Consider the following 16,371-nt stretch of genomic DNA (forward strand, 5'->3'; position numbering starts at 1 on the left):
ATGGCTTTACCGCGCAAATTAAAAAACATGAATCTCTTCAACGATGCTCAAAGTTATTTAGGCATCATTGAGGAAGTGACGCTGCCTAAAATTACTCGCAAGTTTGAGTGGTATCGTGGGGGAGGAATGAACGGCTCAGCTCAAATTGATATGGGGCTGGATGATGGTGCACTGGATATGGATATCACGCTTGGGGGTATCGAAGCGCAAATTTATGAGCAGTGGGGTATTTCACAAATCGACGGCGTCATGCTGCGATTCAATGGCGCTTATCAACGTGATGATACCGGTGAAACCACCGCTGTTGAGGTCGTTGTGCGGGGACGATTTAAAGAAATTGACCCGGGAAACTCAAAAGCCGGTGAAAATACACAAATCAAACTGCCGTTTCTGCCAACCTATTACAAGTTAATTATGGATGGTAGCGAAAAAATAGAAATTGATATCCTTAACATGGTTGAAAAAGCCGGCGGTGTTGACCGTTTAGCCGAACAACGTGCCGCACTGGGCTTATAAGGTAAAAGCAAATGACTGAACAAATGAATAAAACCCAAGTGACCGTCGTATTAGATGAACCCATCAAACGCGGTGAAACTGAAATCACCGAAATTGTGGTACGCAAACCCAATGCGGGCGCGTTACGCGGTGTGCGCTTACAGGCGTTGATGGAAATGGACGTGATCTACATGGCCGAAGTACTGCCTCGCATCACTGCACCGGCACTCACTAAGCCGGAAATCATGACAATGTCCCCCGGCGATTTGGTGAACTTGTCGATTGAGGTGGTCAATTTTTTGTTACCGAACTCGATGCGTGCCGACTACCAGAACGATTAACTGTCGATGATATGGTGGCTGATATTGCCACCATCTTTCATTGGCCACCGTCAGCAACAGCCGAAATGGGCTTGATTGAATTATTAGAATGGCGTGCTCACGCTTATAAACGAAGTGGTGCAAATGATGAGTAAAAATCTACGTTTACAAGTGGTACTGAGTGCCGTTGATAAATTAACCAAGCCGTTTCGCAGTGCGCAAGAGTCCAATAAAAAACTGGCGGGTGCAATCCGTCAGTCTCGTGACACCTTAAAAGCCCTCAATCGTCAAGCCGGTCAGATTGACGGCTTTCGTAAAGCGAAGCAACAACTCACTGAAACCCAACAAGCGTATCAAGCAGCTACCGCGCGGGCGACAAGTCTCGCGCGTGCCATGGGGTCAATCGAAAACCCTACCCGAAAACAGACCGCCGAACTCAACAAAGCCCAACGCGAAGCTGGCCAACTCAAAACCAAATTTGGGGAATTGCAGCAATCCGTACAACGCCAGCGTAGCGAACTGCAAGCCAGCGGGATATCCACGAACCAGTTAGGCCAATCACAACGCCGGCTAAACAGTGATATTTCACGCACAACCCAGCAACTGCAACGCCAAGAACAACAACTACGCCGCAGTGCAGAACAAGAACGGCGTATGTCTAATGCACGAAATAGTTACCAAAAAACCATGGATGTGCGCAATAAAATGGCAGGTTCTGGGGCGGCAATGACGGCATCCGGCATTGGTATTGGTTACGCCGCTAAAAAAGTGCTCGCACCGGGTTATGATTTTGAAGTGGGCATGTCAAAAGTACAGGCATTAACACGACTTGATAAAGACTCAGATCAATACAAAATGCTGCGAGGCCAAGCGCGAGAACTTGGGGCAACAACGGCTTTCACCTCAAATGAAGTCGCCCAAGGGCAAGCCTTTTATGCGATGGCTGGCTTTAAACCTGAGCAAATTAAAAACGCCATGCCCGGTACATTATCCATGTCATTAGCAGGCGGCATTGATTTAGCCACTACCGCTGATATTGGTTCGAATATTTTGACCGGCTTCAAGTTAAACTCTGATGAAATGAACCGCGTCAGCGATACCCTTGTTGCTACCTTTACCCGTTCAAACGTCAACTTGAACATGCTCGGTGATACCATGAAATATGTCGCACCGGTGGCCTCGGGTTTAGGGGTTGATTTAGAAACCGCCGCCGCAGCAGCCGGTAAATTGGGAGATGCCGGTATTCAAGGCAGTATGGCGGGTACAGGGTTACGTTCTATCTTAGGTCGATTGGCCGAGCCACCGAAAATGGCAGAAGAAGCCCTTGATAAGCTAAAAATTAAAACGCGTGACGCAAAAGGTAACTTGCGCGAATTTACGGACATACTCACCGAACTGGATAAAAAAACCAAGAAAATGGGTACAGCCGAGCGTGCGGGATTCTTTAAACATATCGCCGGTGAAGAGGCATTTTCCGCGCTATCGGTCTTAGTTGATCAAGCCGGTTCAGGGCAACTGCAAGCTATGGTGGCTGAAATTAAAGCCGCCAAAGGGGAAGCCGGCAAAGTCGCCAAAATCATGACTGACAACCTTGATGGCGACTTAAAAAACCTAACCTCTGCCTATGAAGATGTAGGCATTCAAATCTTCGGCGGTGCGGATAGCCCTTTGCGTGATATTGCAAAACGGGTGACTGACCTCATTTCCAAATTTGGTGAGTGGGCAAAAAAAAACCCTGAACTCGTCAAGCAAATTACCATGATCACCTTGGGGCTCAGTGCAGTACTCGCCGTGGGTGGCGGTATCTCATTAATGATTGCCGCGATGATCGGCCCTCTCGCGATGGCGAAACTCAGCCTATCGGTATTAGGTATTAAAGGCAGTGGCTTTTTATCCTTACTGATTAAGCCTATAAAACTGGTGGGAGCTGCATTTATGTGGATGGGCAAAGCCCTATTAGCCAACCCGATTATCTTAATTATTACCGCCATTGCCGCTGCCGCTTATCTTATTTATAAATATTGGGATGATATTGTTCCCTATGTGAAAAAGCTCTGGGATAGCGTTACAGATATATTTTCTCAATTTTGGGAGGGGATTAAAGCGTATGTTCTGAATTGGGGACTTGTCGGGCTAGTCTATCAACACTGGGATAGTATTGTTTCAGTCACGACACGTATGTGGGCGTTGGTCAGAAAAACCATTTCTGACCAGTGGGATCAGATTGTTGCTGATGTCAAAGGCTTACCTGAGCGCTTTAAACAAATTGGTGGCGAAATTATTGATAGCCTAAAAAATGGCATCCTAGAAAAATGGGATTCACTCAAGGCGCAATTCGCTGAAATCAAGCAGATGGCAACGAATATCTTGCCCGACTGGATGCTATCCGATGATGTAAAAACCACACGGGCACTATCCCAAGTTAACGTTATTCAAAGCAGCATGAAAAGTGCCGGCATGTTTGACAGTGGCGGCTTTATTCCACGCGGCCAGTTTGGTATTGCGGGCGAATATGGCCCTGAAATCGTCAATGGTCCGGCTCGCATCACTAGTCGCAAAAGTACCGCCGCCCTTGCCGCCGCGGCGCTCACGTTTGGTTCCATGTCAGCCGCCGCTGATAAACCACTTCACCCTCTCGCCCTGCCTGCAACTAGCTATCAATCCGCACCGGCGACGATTAATCAAAATAACCATACAACAAGTGCTGCGCCTATTGTGATCAATATTCACCCTACACCAAGTCAGTCACCGGCTGATATTGCACGTGAAGTGGCTAAGCAGCTCGAACAGCACCAACGCCGCGAACAAGCACGGCAATTAAGCCGCTACCAAGACAGTGAGGACTATTCATAATGGCAATGGCTGCGCTCGGTTTATTCGTCTTTCATTTGCGTACTACCCCGTACCAGATGATGCAAATTAATAAAAAATATCGTTATGGTTTTAATAATCGTATTGGTAAACGTCCAGCTTTCCAATACATCGGCCCTGATAATGATGATTTCACATTAAGCGGCACATTATATCCCTCGCTAACCGGGGGCAGATTATCATTGCTCACGCTCGAATTGATGGCTGATATGGGTAAAGCGTGGTCGCTGATTGATGGTACCGGAACGATATACGGTATGTTTGTGATTGAAGAAATCACACAATCCAAAAGCGATTTTTTCAATGATGGTGCCGCGCGAAAAATAGATTTCACCTTAAAACTCAAACGTACCGACGAGTCATTATCTGAAATGTTCGGCGATCTCAATCAGCAACTTAATGATATACGCGGAGCCATTCCGCTATGAGTTGGTTTACTGGCGATGAAAGTACGCCGTCTTTTGCCCTCGCGGCCGGTGGTGAAAATATTAATGCTCAAATTCAAGGCCGATTAATGTCACTCACCATGACCGATAACCGAGGCTTTGAGGCTGACCAGTTAGATATTGAACTGAACGACAGCGACGGACAATTAGCCTTACCCAAACGAGGCGAGACTCTTTCATTACATTTGGGTTGGAAAAATGCGCCATTGATTTACAAAGGTACTTTTACCGTTGACCAAATCGAACATAGCGGCGTACCGGATAAATTAACTATCCGTGGGCGCAGTGCCGATTTTAGAGACACGTTAAATGTTAAGCGCGAACAGTCCTATCATCAAAAAACCTTGGGCGATATTATTCGCACATTGGCAGAGCGCAATAAGTTAAAGCCAGTGATTGATAGCAAATTAGATAAAATTAAACTGGCACACATTGACCAAACCAATGAATCAGACGGCTCATTTTTAACCCGTGTTGCTAAACAAGAGGGGGCGATTGTTGCGGTTAAAGACGGTAATTTATTATTTATGCGCCAAGGGCAAGGCTTAACCTCCAGTGGCCAACCCATCCAAACAATGCATATCACCCGTTCCGTGGGCGATGGACACCGTTTTTCATTGGCTGATCGTGGCGCATACACCGGCGTCATTGCAAACTGGTTAAACACCCGTGAGCCCAAAAAGAAAAAAGAAGTCACGGTAAAGCGTAAGCACAAAAGTAAAAAACCGGCGAAGAAAGAAGAGCCAAAAGAAAAGCAAGGCGAATACCTCGCCGGCGAACAAGGAAATATCCTCACCCTATCCCACACTTACGCCACAAAAGAAAACGCCTCTCGAGCGGCAAAAGCCAATTGGGAAAAGATTCAACGCGGTGTGGCGTCATTTTCGATTCAACTTGCCCGAGGTCGTGCCGAGCTTTACCCTGAAATGCCCGTCACCGTAAGTGGCTTTAAACCTGAGATTGATATTGCAGAGTGGATATTAACGCGAATCGTTCATTCATTGAATGACAGTGGCTTTACTTCAGCTTTGGAGTTGGAGATAAAAATTTCAGATTTGGATATTGAGGATGAATAATTTTTTAGACTGTATGGATATACATGGTATAATTTAGGTAACATCAACATCATGACAAAAGGTAATCTATCATGATGAATTGTCCCGAATGCGGTCACGCTGCACACACTCGTAGCTCCTACCAAGTTTCATCCGAAACCAAAGAACGCTACAACCAATGCCAAAATATTAATTGTGGTTGCACATTCGTCAGTCACGAGTCAGTGACCAAAATTGTTGTTAAACCCGCACACGTTAATGTTGTTGAACCGCATCCGAATAAGTTTCAGCAAGCTGCGTTAGTATTGTAAAAATAAAGCCCCCCACAATGGAATGGGGGGTAGCGCTTAAATTAAATTACCGTTGGTTATAAAACTTAATGGATACATCCAATTCTATTTGCTCTAAAACACCATCATAACTAGGAAATAACGCTGATTGATTATAGCCTAATTTTCCTAGCAGGTTCATAACCTTTATGGCTAACTCATTATTTATAATGTATTTCTTCAACACTAACTTAAGTTTTTTTGATTCATTATAAATTAATTCTTCTGAATCATTTTTAAAATCCTTTAGTTTTTCCGACTCCAAAATTAATCTTACGATATAATTATCATGCGGTATTCTATAATCTTGATTATTATCAAAATATGTTAATTTTTGATTTTTTATATATGTAAAACAACCTTTCTGAGCCCCTAGGTTTTTATTTATTTCAGAATCACTTTTAAATAAATAAAAACAATTCAAAGCCTCAATAAAATCTGTATATTCATCCCTTATCCTTACTTTATTTCTTAATATCTTTCTATGCTCTTGATTAACATGTCTTTTAACTGAAATAAAATTAACCTGATCAAACTCCCAAAAAGAAAAATTCCCAACAATACCTTTATTTATGACATGATATTTAGCCGCGAAAAATATTGCAACCAGTATATTATGAGACCAATCTAGTAACCTAGTAGGAAAACTATAGTGCTGCATTATCGATAGTATGTCTAAATCTTCATCGCTAGGCCAATTATTAGGTCTCGCCCCTTCATATACATATTTTTCATATACTCTCATTGCACCTGATGGAAGCCTTAAGGAAATATAGTGACTGTGCTTCAAAAAATCAACTATTAGTCCAATTTCAGTATTTCTTAAAATCGCTCTTGTAATAGTTTTATTTTCTTCAAATTTGCTACGATGTTCTACCCGAGTTAGGTATTTAGTTATGAGATCGATTCTCTCCTTTCTATAAATATTAGGTACTAATCCCCAAGAAGAATCATGCTGGCCTCGGTACAAACACTTTTTATTATCAGATAAAATAACTTGCTTTAGCTTTTCTATATCTGTTATTTCTTCAGTTTTTATATAAATTACACTCATATATTTCACTCAAAACTCAAATTTATTAAAAATTAACATTTTCAGTCAAGCTATTGAACTATTTCACAGCTAAATCATTAGTTTTTATTCAAAATTAATATAAAAATGAATAATAAGATTTATTATATATATTTACTATCAATAAAAAATCCAAACAATTGATATTCATCACAATTATTTGAAATAGATAATTATTTAAGAAAGCTATCATTTTTATTTTTAGAAGATTAGTTAGTTTTAGCTAATAAAACCCCCCAATCAAGGGGGATTACAGCATATGTGGTTAATATGTAGTCATCGACAGAATTAAATCCTTTTATTTCACATTGTTAAACCGTATAACACAGGCAACATAATGAAGGACTGTTCTAAAATATGCTACGATACGTAGACGCTATAGTGAGTAAACCTTTTTATTTCATATTATTAAAACCTAAATTCCATACTTCAAATGAAGAGCTCAATGCTATTTAGATACACTAATTAATTCATCAAAGAGCTTATCAAAACCTTTTTTGCCACTATCATCAAATCGCAGCTCGTTGAACTGCGCAGTGAAAGAGCAGCTATCGTCGGTTAGCTCACTCAAATTATTAATCGGAACATATTTTTTAGTGATCGCTAATGCTTGCGGCTTAGTGATTGTTGCTGTGTATTCAGGTGAGCCTTTCAGTTTTTTTCCATTTGTGTCAACTAAATAAGAAGTGACAGTAACTTTATCATTGGGCGTATTAATTAATGAGCGATAAACACCATAGACAATGGCTCGTTTTGCTAGTAGCTCCTTTACGTCTTGCCCATCTTGCTCAAAAGCTACCGCTGAAAGCCTAATATTTAGTGGTGATTCACTAATAATTTCGAGTGAATTATTTTCAGGGTAATAATCACTGAAATATTCCATTGCATCATTCATTGTTGCGTAAACTTCATTTTGCTTTGTGCAATCTTCATTTGATTTTAGGTACGGTGCAGCAGAAGCCGAACTGATACTAACAACTAAGGCAAATATGGAAAACGCAGAGCAAATAAAAAGTTTTTTTACTTGGGTCAAAAAATTGGTACTCGTAATGTGTTTTACATCACTAAAAAATGTTCTAAGCATTATATTTCCCCTTATTGAATTGAGAATAAATTAAAGTCGGGTTTAAACGATAAGTAAAGCCCCTTATTGCAAGGGGCTAATGCTAAAGATGGGTTACATGTGGATGTAATGTGGATGGTGTCTTATAAATCCCTTTATAAAACAAGTGGTTGCTTAAAAACAAAAGACCGCCTAAGCGGTCTTTTTCTATATCTATTGATATCAATAGATATGATTAGTCTTTTGGTGTTGCTTTTTCTACACGGCTTTTTAATTTTTGGCCAGGGCGGAATGTAACAACACGGCGTGCAGTAATTGGAATATCTTCCCCAGTTTTTGGGTTACGTCCGGGACGTTGACTTTTATCACGTAAATCAAAGTTACCGAATCCAGATAATTTTACCTGCTCACCATTTTCTAAAGAAAGGCGAACCTCTTCAAAGAAAGTTTCAACAAGGTCTTTAGCATCACGTTTGCTAACACCCAGTTTTTCAAACAAATTTTCCGACATTTCAGCTTTAGTAAGCGCCATAGGTTTAGTCCCTCAAGGAGGCTTGGAATCGCTGTTTTAACGCAGCAACGCACAGTTCAACGGTCGCGGTAATCTCTTCTTCTTCCATCGTACGCTGGGTATCTTGGAAGACTAGACTAATAGCAAGGCTCTTATAACCGTCTGCTATTCCTTCACCACAATACACATCAAATAAGTTTATGCCAACTATATGATTTATGCCAACTTTTTTACACTCTGCCAAAACTTCTGCAGCTGCTACATTTTCTGGTACAACAACAGCAATGTCACGACGATTCGATGGATAGCGTGAAATCACCTTAGCTTCAGGGACTACACGTTGTGTTATCGCATCACTACGAACCTCAAACACGACTGTACGACCATTTAAATCGAGTTTACGTTCTAATTCTGGGTGAACGACACCAATAAAGCCAATGTGTTCATTTTCCAGATAAATCCCAGCACTTTGCCCAGGATGTAACGATGGGTGTGCCTCAGATTTAAATGTAATTTGATTTAGTTTTCCAGTCAATTCAAAAACAGCTTCAAGATCACCTTTTAAATCAAAGAAGTCAACAACTTGTTTATCTAATGACCAATGTTCATCAAATCTATTGCCTGTAATCACGCCAGCCAACATAGGTTCCTGCCGTATTCCATATTCTGCTTGATTATCAGGAATAAAGCGTAGACCTGTCTCAAATAATCGAATTCTATTTTGTTGACGATTCTGATTATAGACCACAGTACCTAATAAGCCGGTCAATAATGACAAACGCATTGCAGACATATCAGCTGAAATTGGATTAGGCAAAATTAATGCATCTTGCTCAGGGTGAAGCAACGCTTGTATTTTAGGGTCAACAAAACTATAGGTAATAGCTTCTTGATAGCCCTTATCGACTAACATCGCTTTCATGCGTTTCAGCGGCAAGTTAGCTTCTTTATGCTTAGTCATGATCAGATCAGCGCGTAAAGGCACGTCTGGAATACTATTATATCCGTACACTCGCGCTACTTCTTCAACCAAATCTTCTTCGATTTGCATATCGAAACGCCAGCTTGGTGCGACTACATCCCAACAATTAGCAGATACAGTCACTTTACAGCCGAGACGCGTCAGAATATCCGTCACTAAATCATCAGCAATAAAATGACCAATTAACCGATCGAGTTTATGACGCGTCAATTTGATATTAGCAGCTTTAGGCAAATGCTCAATACTCGTTGCATCGATTATTTCACCAACTTCACCACCACAGATATCAACAATTAATGCCGTTGCACGTTCAAGAGCTTTAAATTGTAATTGTGAGTCAACACCACGCTCAAAACGGTGTGATGCATCAGTGTGCAAGCCATAATTACGTGCGCGTCCTGTAATCGATAGTGGGTCGAAATAAGCACATTCAAGAAGAATATTTTTTGTTTCGCTATTAACACCAGAGTGGTCACCACCAAAAATACCGGCAATACCTAATGCTTGCTTTTCATCAGCAATAACTAAAGTATCTGATTTTAGGGTCACTTCTGAACCATCTAATAATACAAGCTTTTCTTTATCTTTTGCCATACGTACTACGATAGCACCGGTTAAACGGTCCAAATCGTACGCATGCTGCGGTTGACCTAACTCAAGTAGGACAAAGTTTGTAATATCAACAACGGCATCAATAGAACGAACGCCGCCACGACGCAGCTTCTCTTTCATCCATAATGGAGTCGGAACTGACACATCAATGTTTTGAATAACACGACCTAAGAAGCGTGGACACGCTTTTGGTGCCTCAACACGAATAGGAAATGTCTCTTTCGTCGTAACTTGAGCGGTATTAATAACCGGCTCATTGAGTTCAAGTTTATTGATAACAGCAACATCGCGTGCAACCCCGATAATACTCAGGCAATCCGCACGATTTGGTGTAATGCTGATTTCAATCGCATTATCATCAAGTTTTAGATATTCACGAATATCCGTACCTATCTTCGCGTCAGCAGGTAATTCAATAATACCGCTGTGATCATCAGAAATACCTAGCTCAGAATATGAACACAACATGCCTTCTGACGGCTCACCGCGTAATTTAGCCGCTTTAATTTTAAAGTCACCCGGTAGTACTGCACCCACAGTTGCTACTGCAACTTTTAAACCTAAACGGCAATTTGGCGCACCACAAACGATGTCTAGCAAGCGATCGCCGCCTACATTGATTTTAGTGACTCGCAATTTATCGGCATTAGGGTGTTGCCCACATTCAACTACTTCCCCTACAACCACACCATTAAATTGCCCTGCTACTGATTCAACGCCATCAACTTCCAAACCTGCCATTGTGATTTGGTCTGATAAAGCTTCACTATTTATCGCCGGGTTTACCCATTCGCGTAACCATAGTTCACTGAATTTCATGAGATAAACCCGCCTTATTTAAACTGTTTGAGAAAACGAAGATCATTTTCGAAGAATGCGCGCAAGTCTGAAACGCCGTAACGCAACATAGTTAAACGTTCCATACCCATACCAAATGCAAATCCAGAGTAAACTTCTGGGTCGATACCTACATTACGTAATACATTTGGATGCACCATTCCACAACCTAATACCTCAAGCCATTTGCCATTTTTACCCATCACATCGACTTCAGCAGATGGCTCGGTGAATGGAAAATAAGATGGGCGAAAGCGTACTTGAACTTCTTCTTCAAAGAAATTATTTAGAAAATCGTGCAATGTTCCTTTGAGGTTGGTAAAGCTAATATCTTTATCAACAATCAGACCTTCTGTTTGATGGAACATTGGAGTATGTGTTTGATCATAGTCATTACGGTATACGCGACCCGGCGCAATGATACGAATAGGTGGTTGCTGCCCAACCATTGTACGAATTTGCACACCTGATGTTTGGGTACGCAATAAACGTTTAGCATCAAACCAAAAAGTATCATGATCGGCACGCGCAGGGTGATGAGCTGGAATATTCAACGCATCAAAGTTATGGTAGTCATCTTCTATTTCAGGACCGGTCTCAACAGAGAAACCTAACTCACCAAAAAACTCTTCAATTCGCTGAATTGTACGAGTGACTGGATGTAATCCACCATTTTCCATACGGCGTCCCGGTAAAGAAACATCCACAGTTTCTGAAGATAAGCGCGCATTCAGTATTTCAGCTTGCATTAAATCTTTACGGGCGTTCAGTGCATCTTGAACCTGAACTTTAGCTTCATTTATAACAGCCCCTGCTGCTGGACGTTCATCAGCAGGCAGATCACGCAACGTTTTCATCTGTAGTGTGAAGTGGCCGCTTTTGCCTAAAAATTCAACACGCACTGACTCTAACGTAGCAACATCTTGGGCTTGTTCAATGGCTGCTTTTGCCTGTGCAACCAATTCAGCGAGATGTGGCATTGTTTCCCCTTTATGACCACTCGGTCGTTTTGCTAGTTATTCATTATATTAAGTTCAACTCACCATTATAATAACAGATAAGTACTTAACTGATTTTACTGCATTTTCTTTGAAATCAAAAACAAAAAAGCCTCCATTAGGAGGCTTTAGCGTAACTTTTCGTTTCTTTTCTTACGCAGACAAGCCCCCGATACTCAGGTGCTAAAGTAAAAAAAGAAGCGAAAAGCAACGTTATACATATGAAAATTTCTCTAGTAAATCATTTTATTAAAGTATAATCACAAAAAATATAAATGAAAAGAGGAAGTTTCCTTCCTCTTTTTCAAGCAAACAATTACGCCAAAGCGCCTTTCGCTTTTTCAACAAGCGCAGCAAATGCGACTTTATCGAAAACTGCGATATCTGCTAGGATCTTACGGTCGATTTCAATTGAAGCTTTTTTCAAGCCATTGATGAAGCGACTGTAAGACAGGCCGTTCTGACGAGCTGCAGCGTTAATACGCGCAATCCACAGTTGACGGAACTGACGTTTACGTTGACGGCGGTCACGGTAAGCGTATTGACCAGCTTTGATTACTGCCTGAAACGCGACACGGTAAACACGTGAACGTGCTCCGTAATAACCTTTCGCTTGCTTCAGAATTTTCTTGTGACGTGCACGGGCAACAACACCACGTTTTACGCGAGCCATATATATCTCCTATCGTCTTTTATCTTAAATTAACCAATGTTTACTTATGCGTATGGCAGGCAAGCACTTACCAGACCCAAATCGCCCTTAGATACCATTCCTTTAGCACGCAAATGGCGTTTACGCTTAGTAGACTTCTTGGTCAAAATATGACGAAGGTTTGCATGCTTGCGCTTAAAGCCACCGCCTGCAGTTTTTTTAAAGCGCTTTGCTGCGCCACGTACAGTTTTTATCTTTGGCATTTCTAATTCCAACTTCGCATTGTGATTAACTACGAATTAACTAGGCGAATATCTTCTGCATTTCTACACAAGTTACTACTTGATGGCCTAATTATTTCTTCTTAGGTGCTAGTACCATGATCATTTGACGCCCTTCAATTCTTGAAGGAAATGATTCAACGACTACTAACTCTTCCAGATCAGCTTTGATGCGATTAAGCATTTCCATACCGATCTGTTGGTGAGCCATTTCACGACCACGAAAACGCAGTGTTACTTTAGCTTTATCACCATCTTCTATGAAGCGTATCAGGTTGCGTAGTTTGACCTGATAATCACCTTCATCTGTACCAGGGCGGAATTTAATTTCCTTCACCTGAACAACTTTTTGTTTCTTTTTCTGTTCTTTCTGAGACTTGCTCTTCTCATAAAGGAATTTGCCGTAATCCATAATACGACAAACTGGCGGTTCGGCATTAGGACTGATTTCTACAAGGTCTACACCTGATTCTTCAGCTTTTTCAATCGCTTCGCGAATGCTCATAATGCCTAGCTGTTCGCCGTCTAAACCGGTTAAACGGACTTCAGTAACACGAATTTCATCGTTAATACGATTCGGTCGTATTGTTGGGATTCTTTTTCCGCCTTTAATACTTTATTCCTCCAACTGGATAAAGAGATTTGCTACATTCTCTAAAAACAACGAACTGATAGTGACACAAATTACAACAGTAAAACGGCTACTAATCAAAACGCAATATTCATTTTGCTTTATCAGTTTTTTTGTTTCCAAACTTAATAAAGGGATTCGACCGCGGATTTTAATGCTTATTAACGGATTACTCAAGCAGATATTGAAATTATTCGCAGCCAATCACTTGAAATCATAGTAAGTCGACTAACGATCGCCATTAAAGACAAACATTTCTAAGTTCACATTTACTGATTCACGTATAAGTTTTTACAGGCCATCGGGCAAATCATTCTTACTATTCGTTTCCGTATTATTTTTTAATACTATATTTTTTGTAATTTCAAAATAGAAAAGTAGCGCTCATTTTATTGAACGCTACTTACTGTCTATATATCTACTAACTAATTGTTTTTATATTTTTTTCTTTGGTGACAATACCATAACCATCTGGCGGCCTTCAATTCTTGAAGGATATGATTCAACAACTGCCAGTTCTTCCAAATCAGCTTTAATGCGATTAAGCACTTCTAGGCCAATCTGTTGGTGTGCCATTTCACGACCACGAAAACGTAGTGTAACTTTAGCTTTGTCACCCTCTTCCAAAAAGCGGATCAGGCTACGTAATTTAACTTGGTAGTCGCCTTCATCTGTTCCCGGTCGGAATTTAATTTCCTTCACTTGAACAACTTTTTGTTTCTTTTTTTGTTCTTTTTGAGACTTGCTCTTCTCATAAAGAAATTTACCGTAATCCATGATACGACAAACTGGTGGCTCAGCATTTGGGCTTATCTCAACTAAGTCGACACCAGCTTCTTCTGCTTTAGTCAGGCCTTCACGCACACTCATAATTCCGAGTGGTTCACCCTCTAAACCAGTCACACGAATTTCAGTAGCACGAATCTCATCGTTAATACGATTTGGACGTGCCGTTGGGAGTTTTTTTCCGCCTTTAATAACCTTATTCCTCCATCTGATTGAGTTGACGACTGCGAATTTCTTCCAACAGTTTAGTTGTGAATTCGTTAACATCAAGGCTGCCTACATCTACACCACGACGGGTACGGACGGAGACTTTTCCTGATTCAACTTCTTTATCACCACAAACCAACATGTAAGGAACACGACGCAGAGTGTGTTCACGGATTTTGAAACCAATTTTTTCGTTTCGTAAATCTGCTTTCGCACGAATGCCAACACTTTGTAACTTACTGACTAATTCTTGAACATAATCAGCTTGATTATCCGTTATATTCATCACAACAACTTGCTGTGGTGCTAACCACGTTGGGAAGAATCCTGCATATTCCTCAGTTAAGATACCGATAAAGCGCTCAAGTGAACCGAGCACTGCACGGTGGATCATGACTGGCGTAATACGCTCGTTATTTTCACCAACATATGAAGCAGTTAAGCGACCTGGCAAGAAGAAATCTAACTGTACAGTACCGCATTGCCATGCACGGTCAAGGCAGTCATACAGTGTAAATTCAATTTTTGGACCATAAAAAGCACCTTCTCCAGGTTGGTATTCAAACTCAATACCTTTACTTTTCAATGCATTTGCTAAGTCCGCTTCAGCTCTATCCCACATATCATCAGTACCGATACGTTTTTCAGGACGAGTTGACAGTTTAACAACTATTTTTTCAAAGCCAAAAGTTGCATAAACATCATAAATCATTTGGATACAACTGTTTACTTCACTCAAAATTTGCTCTTCTGTACAGAAGATATGCGCATCATCTTGAGTAAAGCCACGCACTCGCATCAAACCATGCAATGCACCTGATGGCTCGTTACGGTGGCAACTACCAAACTCAGCCATACGTAAAGGTAAATCACGATATGATTTTAAACCTTGGTTGAAAATCTGTACATGGCCAGGGCAGTTCATTGGTTTTACACAATATTCGCGATTTTCAGATGAAGTAGTGAACATCGCATCTTTATAGTTTTCCCAATGGCCTGTTTTTTCCCACAGAACACGATCCATCATAAATGGACCTTTAACTTCCTGATAATGATACTCTTTTAATTTAGTGCGTACAAAAGTTTCAAGTTCACGGAAGATTGTCCAGCCATCATTATGCCAGAATGCCATACCTGGCGCTTCTTCTTGCATATGATATAAATCTAATTGCTTACCAATTTTACGGTGGTCACGTTTAGCAGCTTCTTCAAGACGTAACAGATAAGCAGCTAACTGCTTTTTATCTGCCCATGCAGTACCGTAAACACGTTGTAGCATTTTGTTGTCGCTGTTACCACGCCAATATGCACCCGCCAATTTTTGTAATTTAAAATGGTGGCAAAAACGCATATTAGGTACGTGCGGACCACGACACATATCTACATATTCTTCGTGATGATATAAACCTGGGCGGTCGTCTTGGCTTATATTTTGATCCAAGATTTCAACTTTATAGTCTTCACCACGCGCCACAAATGTTTCACGAGCCTCGCTCCATGAAACACGTTTTTTAATCACGTCATAATCCGTTTTGGCAAGCTCAAGCATGCGCTTTTCAAGCTTCTCCAAATCTTCCTGGGTCAACGTATAATCAAGGTCAATATCATAATAAAAACCATTATCGATAGTTGGACCAATTGCCATTTTAGTGTTTGGCCACAATTGTTTAATTGCATGACCTAACAAGTGAGCGCAAGAGTGACGAATAATTTCAAGTCCATCGTCATCTTTACTCGTTATAATGGACAAATTCGCATCATGTTCAATAATTTCGCAAGCATCAACTAGCTCACCATTAACACGACCAGCAATACACGCTTTCGCCAAACCTGCACCGATATCGCGAGCGACATCCATGACTGATACAGCATGGTCAAATTGACGTTGACTTCCATCAGGAAGAGTAATAACAGGCATTAAAAAATCCTTATCCGCAGTGGTGACCCGCACGTAAGATCACTTGCTTGATTATTCCAAAGTTTGTATATCAATACGTTACATTCGATTTCTCACTTCACTATGCGAGATATGTACATACATCATAAAACGATTACGCACATCAAAAGTAACTCCACAGCAATAATAACACAGACTCATTTATTCGCGATAGAAAGAAGGTGATTATCTCCCCCACCTAAATTTAGCTTTTAAAACAATCTACTCTAAAAACCATCTATTCTTAAAATAATTTGCTTTTAAATAATTCACTAAACACAGATGTG

18 protein-coding genes and 1 other annotated feature are annotated in these 16,371 nt (G+C 40.9%); of the genes, 7 read left to right on the top strand and 11 right to left on the bottom strand.

Features of this window, described 5'->3' with window-relative positions:
* The 7 genes from ACTH6U_RS09940 (at position 1) to ACTH6U_RS09970 (ending at position 5,498) form a co-directional block, all read left to right on the top strand.
* The gene (locus tag ACTH6U_RS09940; protein WP_441832112.1) at positions 1-516 is read left to right on the top strand and encodes a phage major tail tube protein; all 516 of its coding nucleotides are present in this window, start codon (positions 1-3) and stop codon (positions 514-516) included.
* 11 nt (positions 517-527) lie between these two features.
* Positions 528-836 carry a phage tail assembly protein gene (locus ACTH6U_RS09945; protein WP_441832113.1) on the top strand — a complete coding sequence of 103 codons (309 nt, stop codon included), beginning with the start codon at positions 528-530 and terminating at the stop codon, positions 834-836.
* Between the two features lie 14 nt (positions 837-850).
* Positions 851-970 carry a GpE family phage tail protein gene (locus ACTH6U_RS09950; RefSeq protein WP_220271084.1) on the top strand — a complete coding sequence of 40 codons (120 nt, stop codon included), beginning with the start codon at positions 851-853 and terminating at the stop codon, positions 968-970.
* Positions 960-3,668 (top strand): phage tail tape measure protein, encoded by a 2,709-nt coding sequence (locus tag ACTH6U_RS09955; RefSeq protein WP_441832114.1) that lies wholly within the window; start codon positions 960-962, stop codon positions 3,666-3,668. Before ACTH6U_RS09950 ends, ACTH6U_RS09955 begins: the two co-directional genes overlap by 11 nt.
* A complete protein-coding gene (locus ACTH6U_RS09960; RefSeq protein ID WP_434718704.1) occupies positions 3,668-4,114 on the top strand; it encodes a phage tail protein in 447 nt (148 codons plus the stop codon). The genes ACTH6U_RS09955 and ACTH6U_RS09960 overlap by 1 nt, the downstream gene beginning before the upstream one ends.
* The gene (locus tag ACTH6U_RS09965; RefSeq protein WP_441832115.1) at positions 4,111-5,208 is read left to right on the top strand and encodes a phage late control D family protein; all 1,098 of its coding nucleotides are present in this window, start codon (positions 4,111-4,113) and stop codon (positions 5,206-5,208) included. Before ACTH6U_RS09960 ends, ACTH6U_RS09965 begins: the two co-directional genes overlap by 4 nt.
* A gap of 71 nt (positions 5,209-5,279) precedes the next feature.
* On the top strand, positions 5,280-5,498 hold the full coding sequence (locus ACTH6U_RS09970; RefSeq protein WP_441832116.1) for an ogr/Delta-like zinc finger family protein: 219 nt from the start codon (positions 5,280-5,282) through the stop codon (positions 5,496-5,498).
* A gap of 46 nt (positions 5,499-5,544) precedes the next feature.
* On the opposite strand, the gene ACTH6U_RS09975 is transcribed toward ACTH6U_RS09970, so the two are convergent.
* The 11 genes from ACTH6U_RS09975 to thrS all read right to left on the bottom strand — a co-directional run bounded on the left by ACTH6U_RS09975 (position 5,545) and on the right by thrS (position 16,066).
* The gene (locus ACTH6U_RS09975) at positions 5,545-6,570 is read right to left on the bottom strand and encodes an FRG domain-containing protein (RefSeq protein WP_441832117.1); all 1,026 of its coding nucleotides are present in this window, start codon (positions 6,568-6,570) and stop codon (positions 5,545-5,547) included.
* A 466-nt stretch (positions 6,571-7,036) separates the two neighbouring features.
* Positions 7,037-7,672 carry a hypothetical protein gene (locus tag ACTH6U_RS09980; RefSeq protein ID WP_441832118.1) on the bottom strand — a complete coding sequence of 212 codons (636 nt, stop codon included), beginning with the start codon at positions 7,670-7,672 and terminating at the stop codon, positions 7,037-7,039.
* 214 nt (positions 7,673-7,886) lie between these two features.
* The gene (gene ihfA, locus ACTH6U_RS09985; protein ID WP_294107444.1) at positions 7,887-8,183 is read right to left on the bottom strand and encodes an integration host factor subunit alpha; all 297 of its coding nucleotides are present in this window, start codon (positions 8,181-8,183) and stop codon (positions 7,887-7,889) included.
* A 4-nt stretch (positions 8,184-8,187) separates the two neighbouring features.
* A complete protein-coding gene (gene pheT, locus ACTH6U_RS09990) occupies positions 8,188-10,575 on the bottom strand; it encodes a phenylalanine--tRNA ligase subunit beta (RefSeq protein ID WP_441832119.1) in 2,388 nt (795 codons plus the stop codon).
* Positions 10,576-10,589: 14 nt separating this feature from the next.
* Entirely contained in the window at positions 10,590-11,573 is a 984-nt protein-coding gene (pheS, locus tag ACTH6U_RS09995; RefSeq protein WP_294107448.1) for a phenylalanine--tRNA ligase subunit alpha, read from the bottom strand.
* Positions 11,574-11,693: 120 nt separating this feature from the next.
* Positions 11,694-11,818 (bottom strand) — a sequence feature (Phe leader region).
* On the bottom strand, positions 11,768-11,812 hold the full coding sequence (locus ACTH6U_RS10000; RefSeq protein ID WP_434719615.1) for a hypothetical protein: 45 nt from the start codon (positions 11,810-11,812) through the stop codon (positions 11,768-11,770). Its footprint overlaps the feature before it by 45 nt.
* An 89-nt stretch (positions 11,819-11,907) precedes the next feature.
* Positions 11,908-12,264 (bottom strand): 50S ribosomal protein L20, encoded by a 357-nt coding sequence (rplT, locus tag ACTH6U_RS10005; RefSeq protein WP_067398290.1) that lies wholly within the window; start codon positions 12,262-12,264, stop codon positions 11,908-11,910.
* 44 nt (positions 12,265-12,308) lie between these two features.
* Complete coding sequence (rpmI, locus tag ACTH6U_RS10010; RefSeq protein WP_294107462.1) at positions 12,309-12,506, bottom strand: 50S ribosomal protein L35; 198 nt, start codon at positions 12,504-12,506, stop codon at positions 12,309-12,311.
* Positions 12,507-12,597: 91 nt separating this feature from the next.
* A complete protein-coding gene (gene infC, locus ACTH6U_RS10015; protein WP_294107862.1) occupies positions 12,598-13,137 on the bottom strand; it encodes a translation initiation factor IF-3 in 540 nt (179 codons plus the stop codon).
* Positions 13,138-13,590: 453 nt separating this feature from the next.
* Positions 13,591-14,133 carry a translation initiation factor IF-3 gene (gene infC / locus ACTH6U_RS10020; protein ID WP_434719614.1) on the bottom strand — a complete coding sequence of 181 codons (543 nt, stop codon included), beginning with the start codon at positions 14,131-14,133 and terminating at the stop codon, positions 13,591-13,593.
* A 4-nt stretch (positions 14,134-14,137) separates the two neighbouring features.
* Positions 14,138-16,066, bottom strand: coding sequence for a threonine--tRNA ligase (gene thrS / locus ACTH6U_RS10025; RefSeq protein WP_294107464.1), 1,929 nt, complete (start codon positions 16,064-16,066; stop codon positions 14,138-14,140).
* Positions 16,067-16,371 lie beyond the last annotated feature (305 nt).

Source organism: Providencia sp. (assembly GCF_052096715.1).
Classification (GTDB): Bacteria; Pseudomonadota; Gammaproteobacteria; order Enterobacterales; family Enterobacteriaceae; genus Providencia.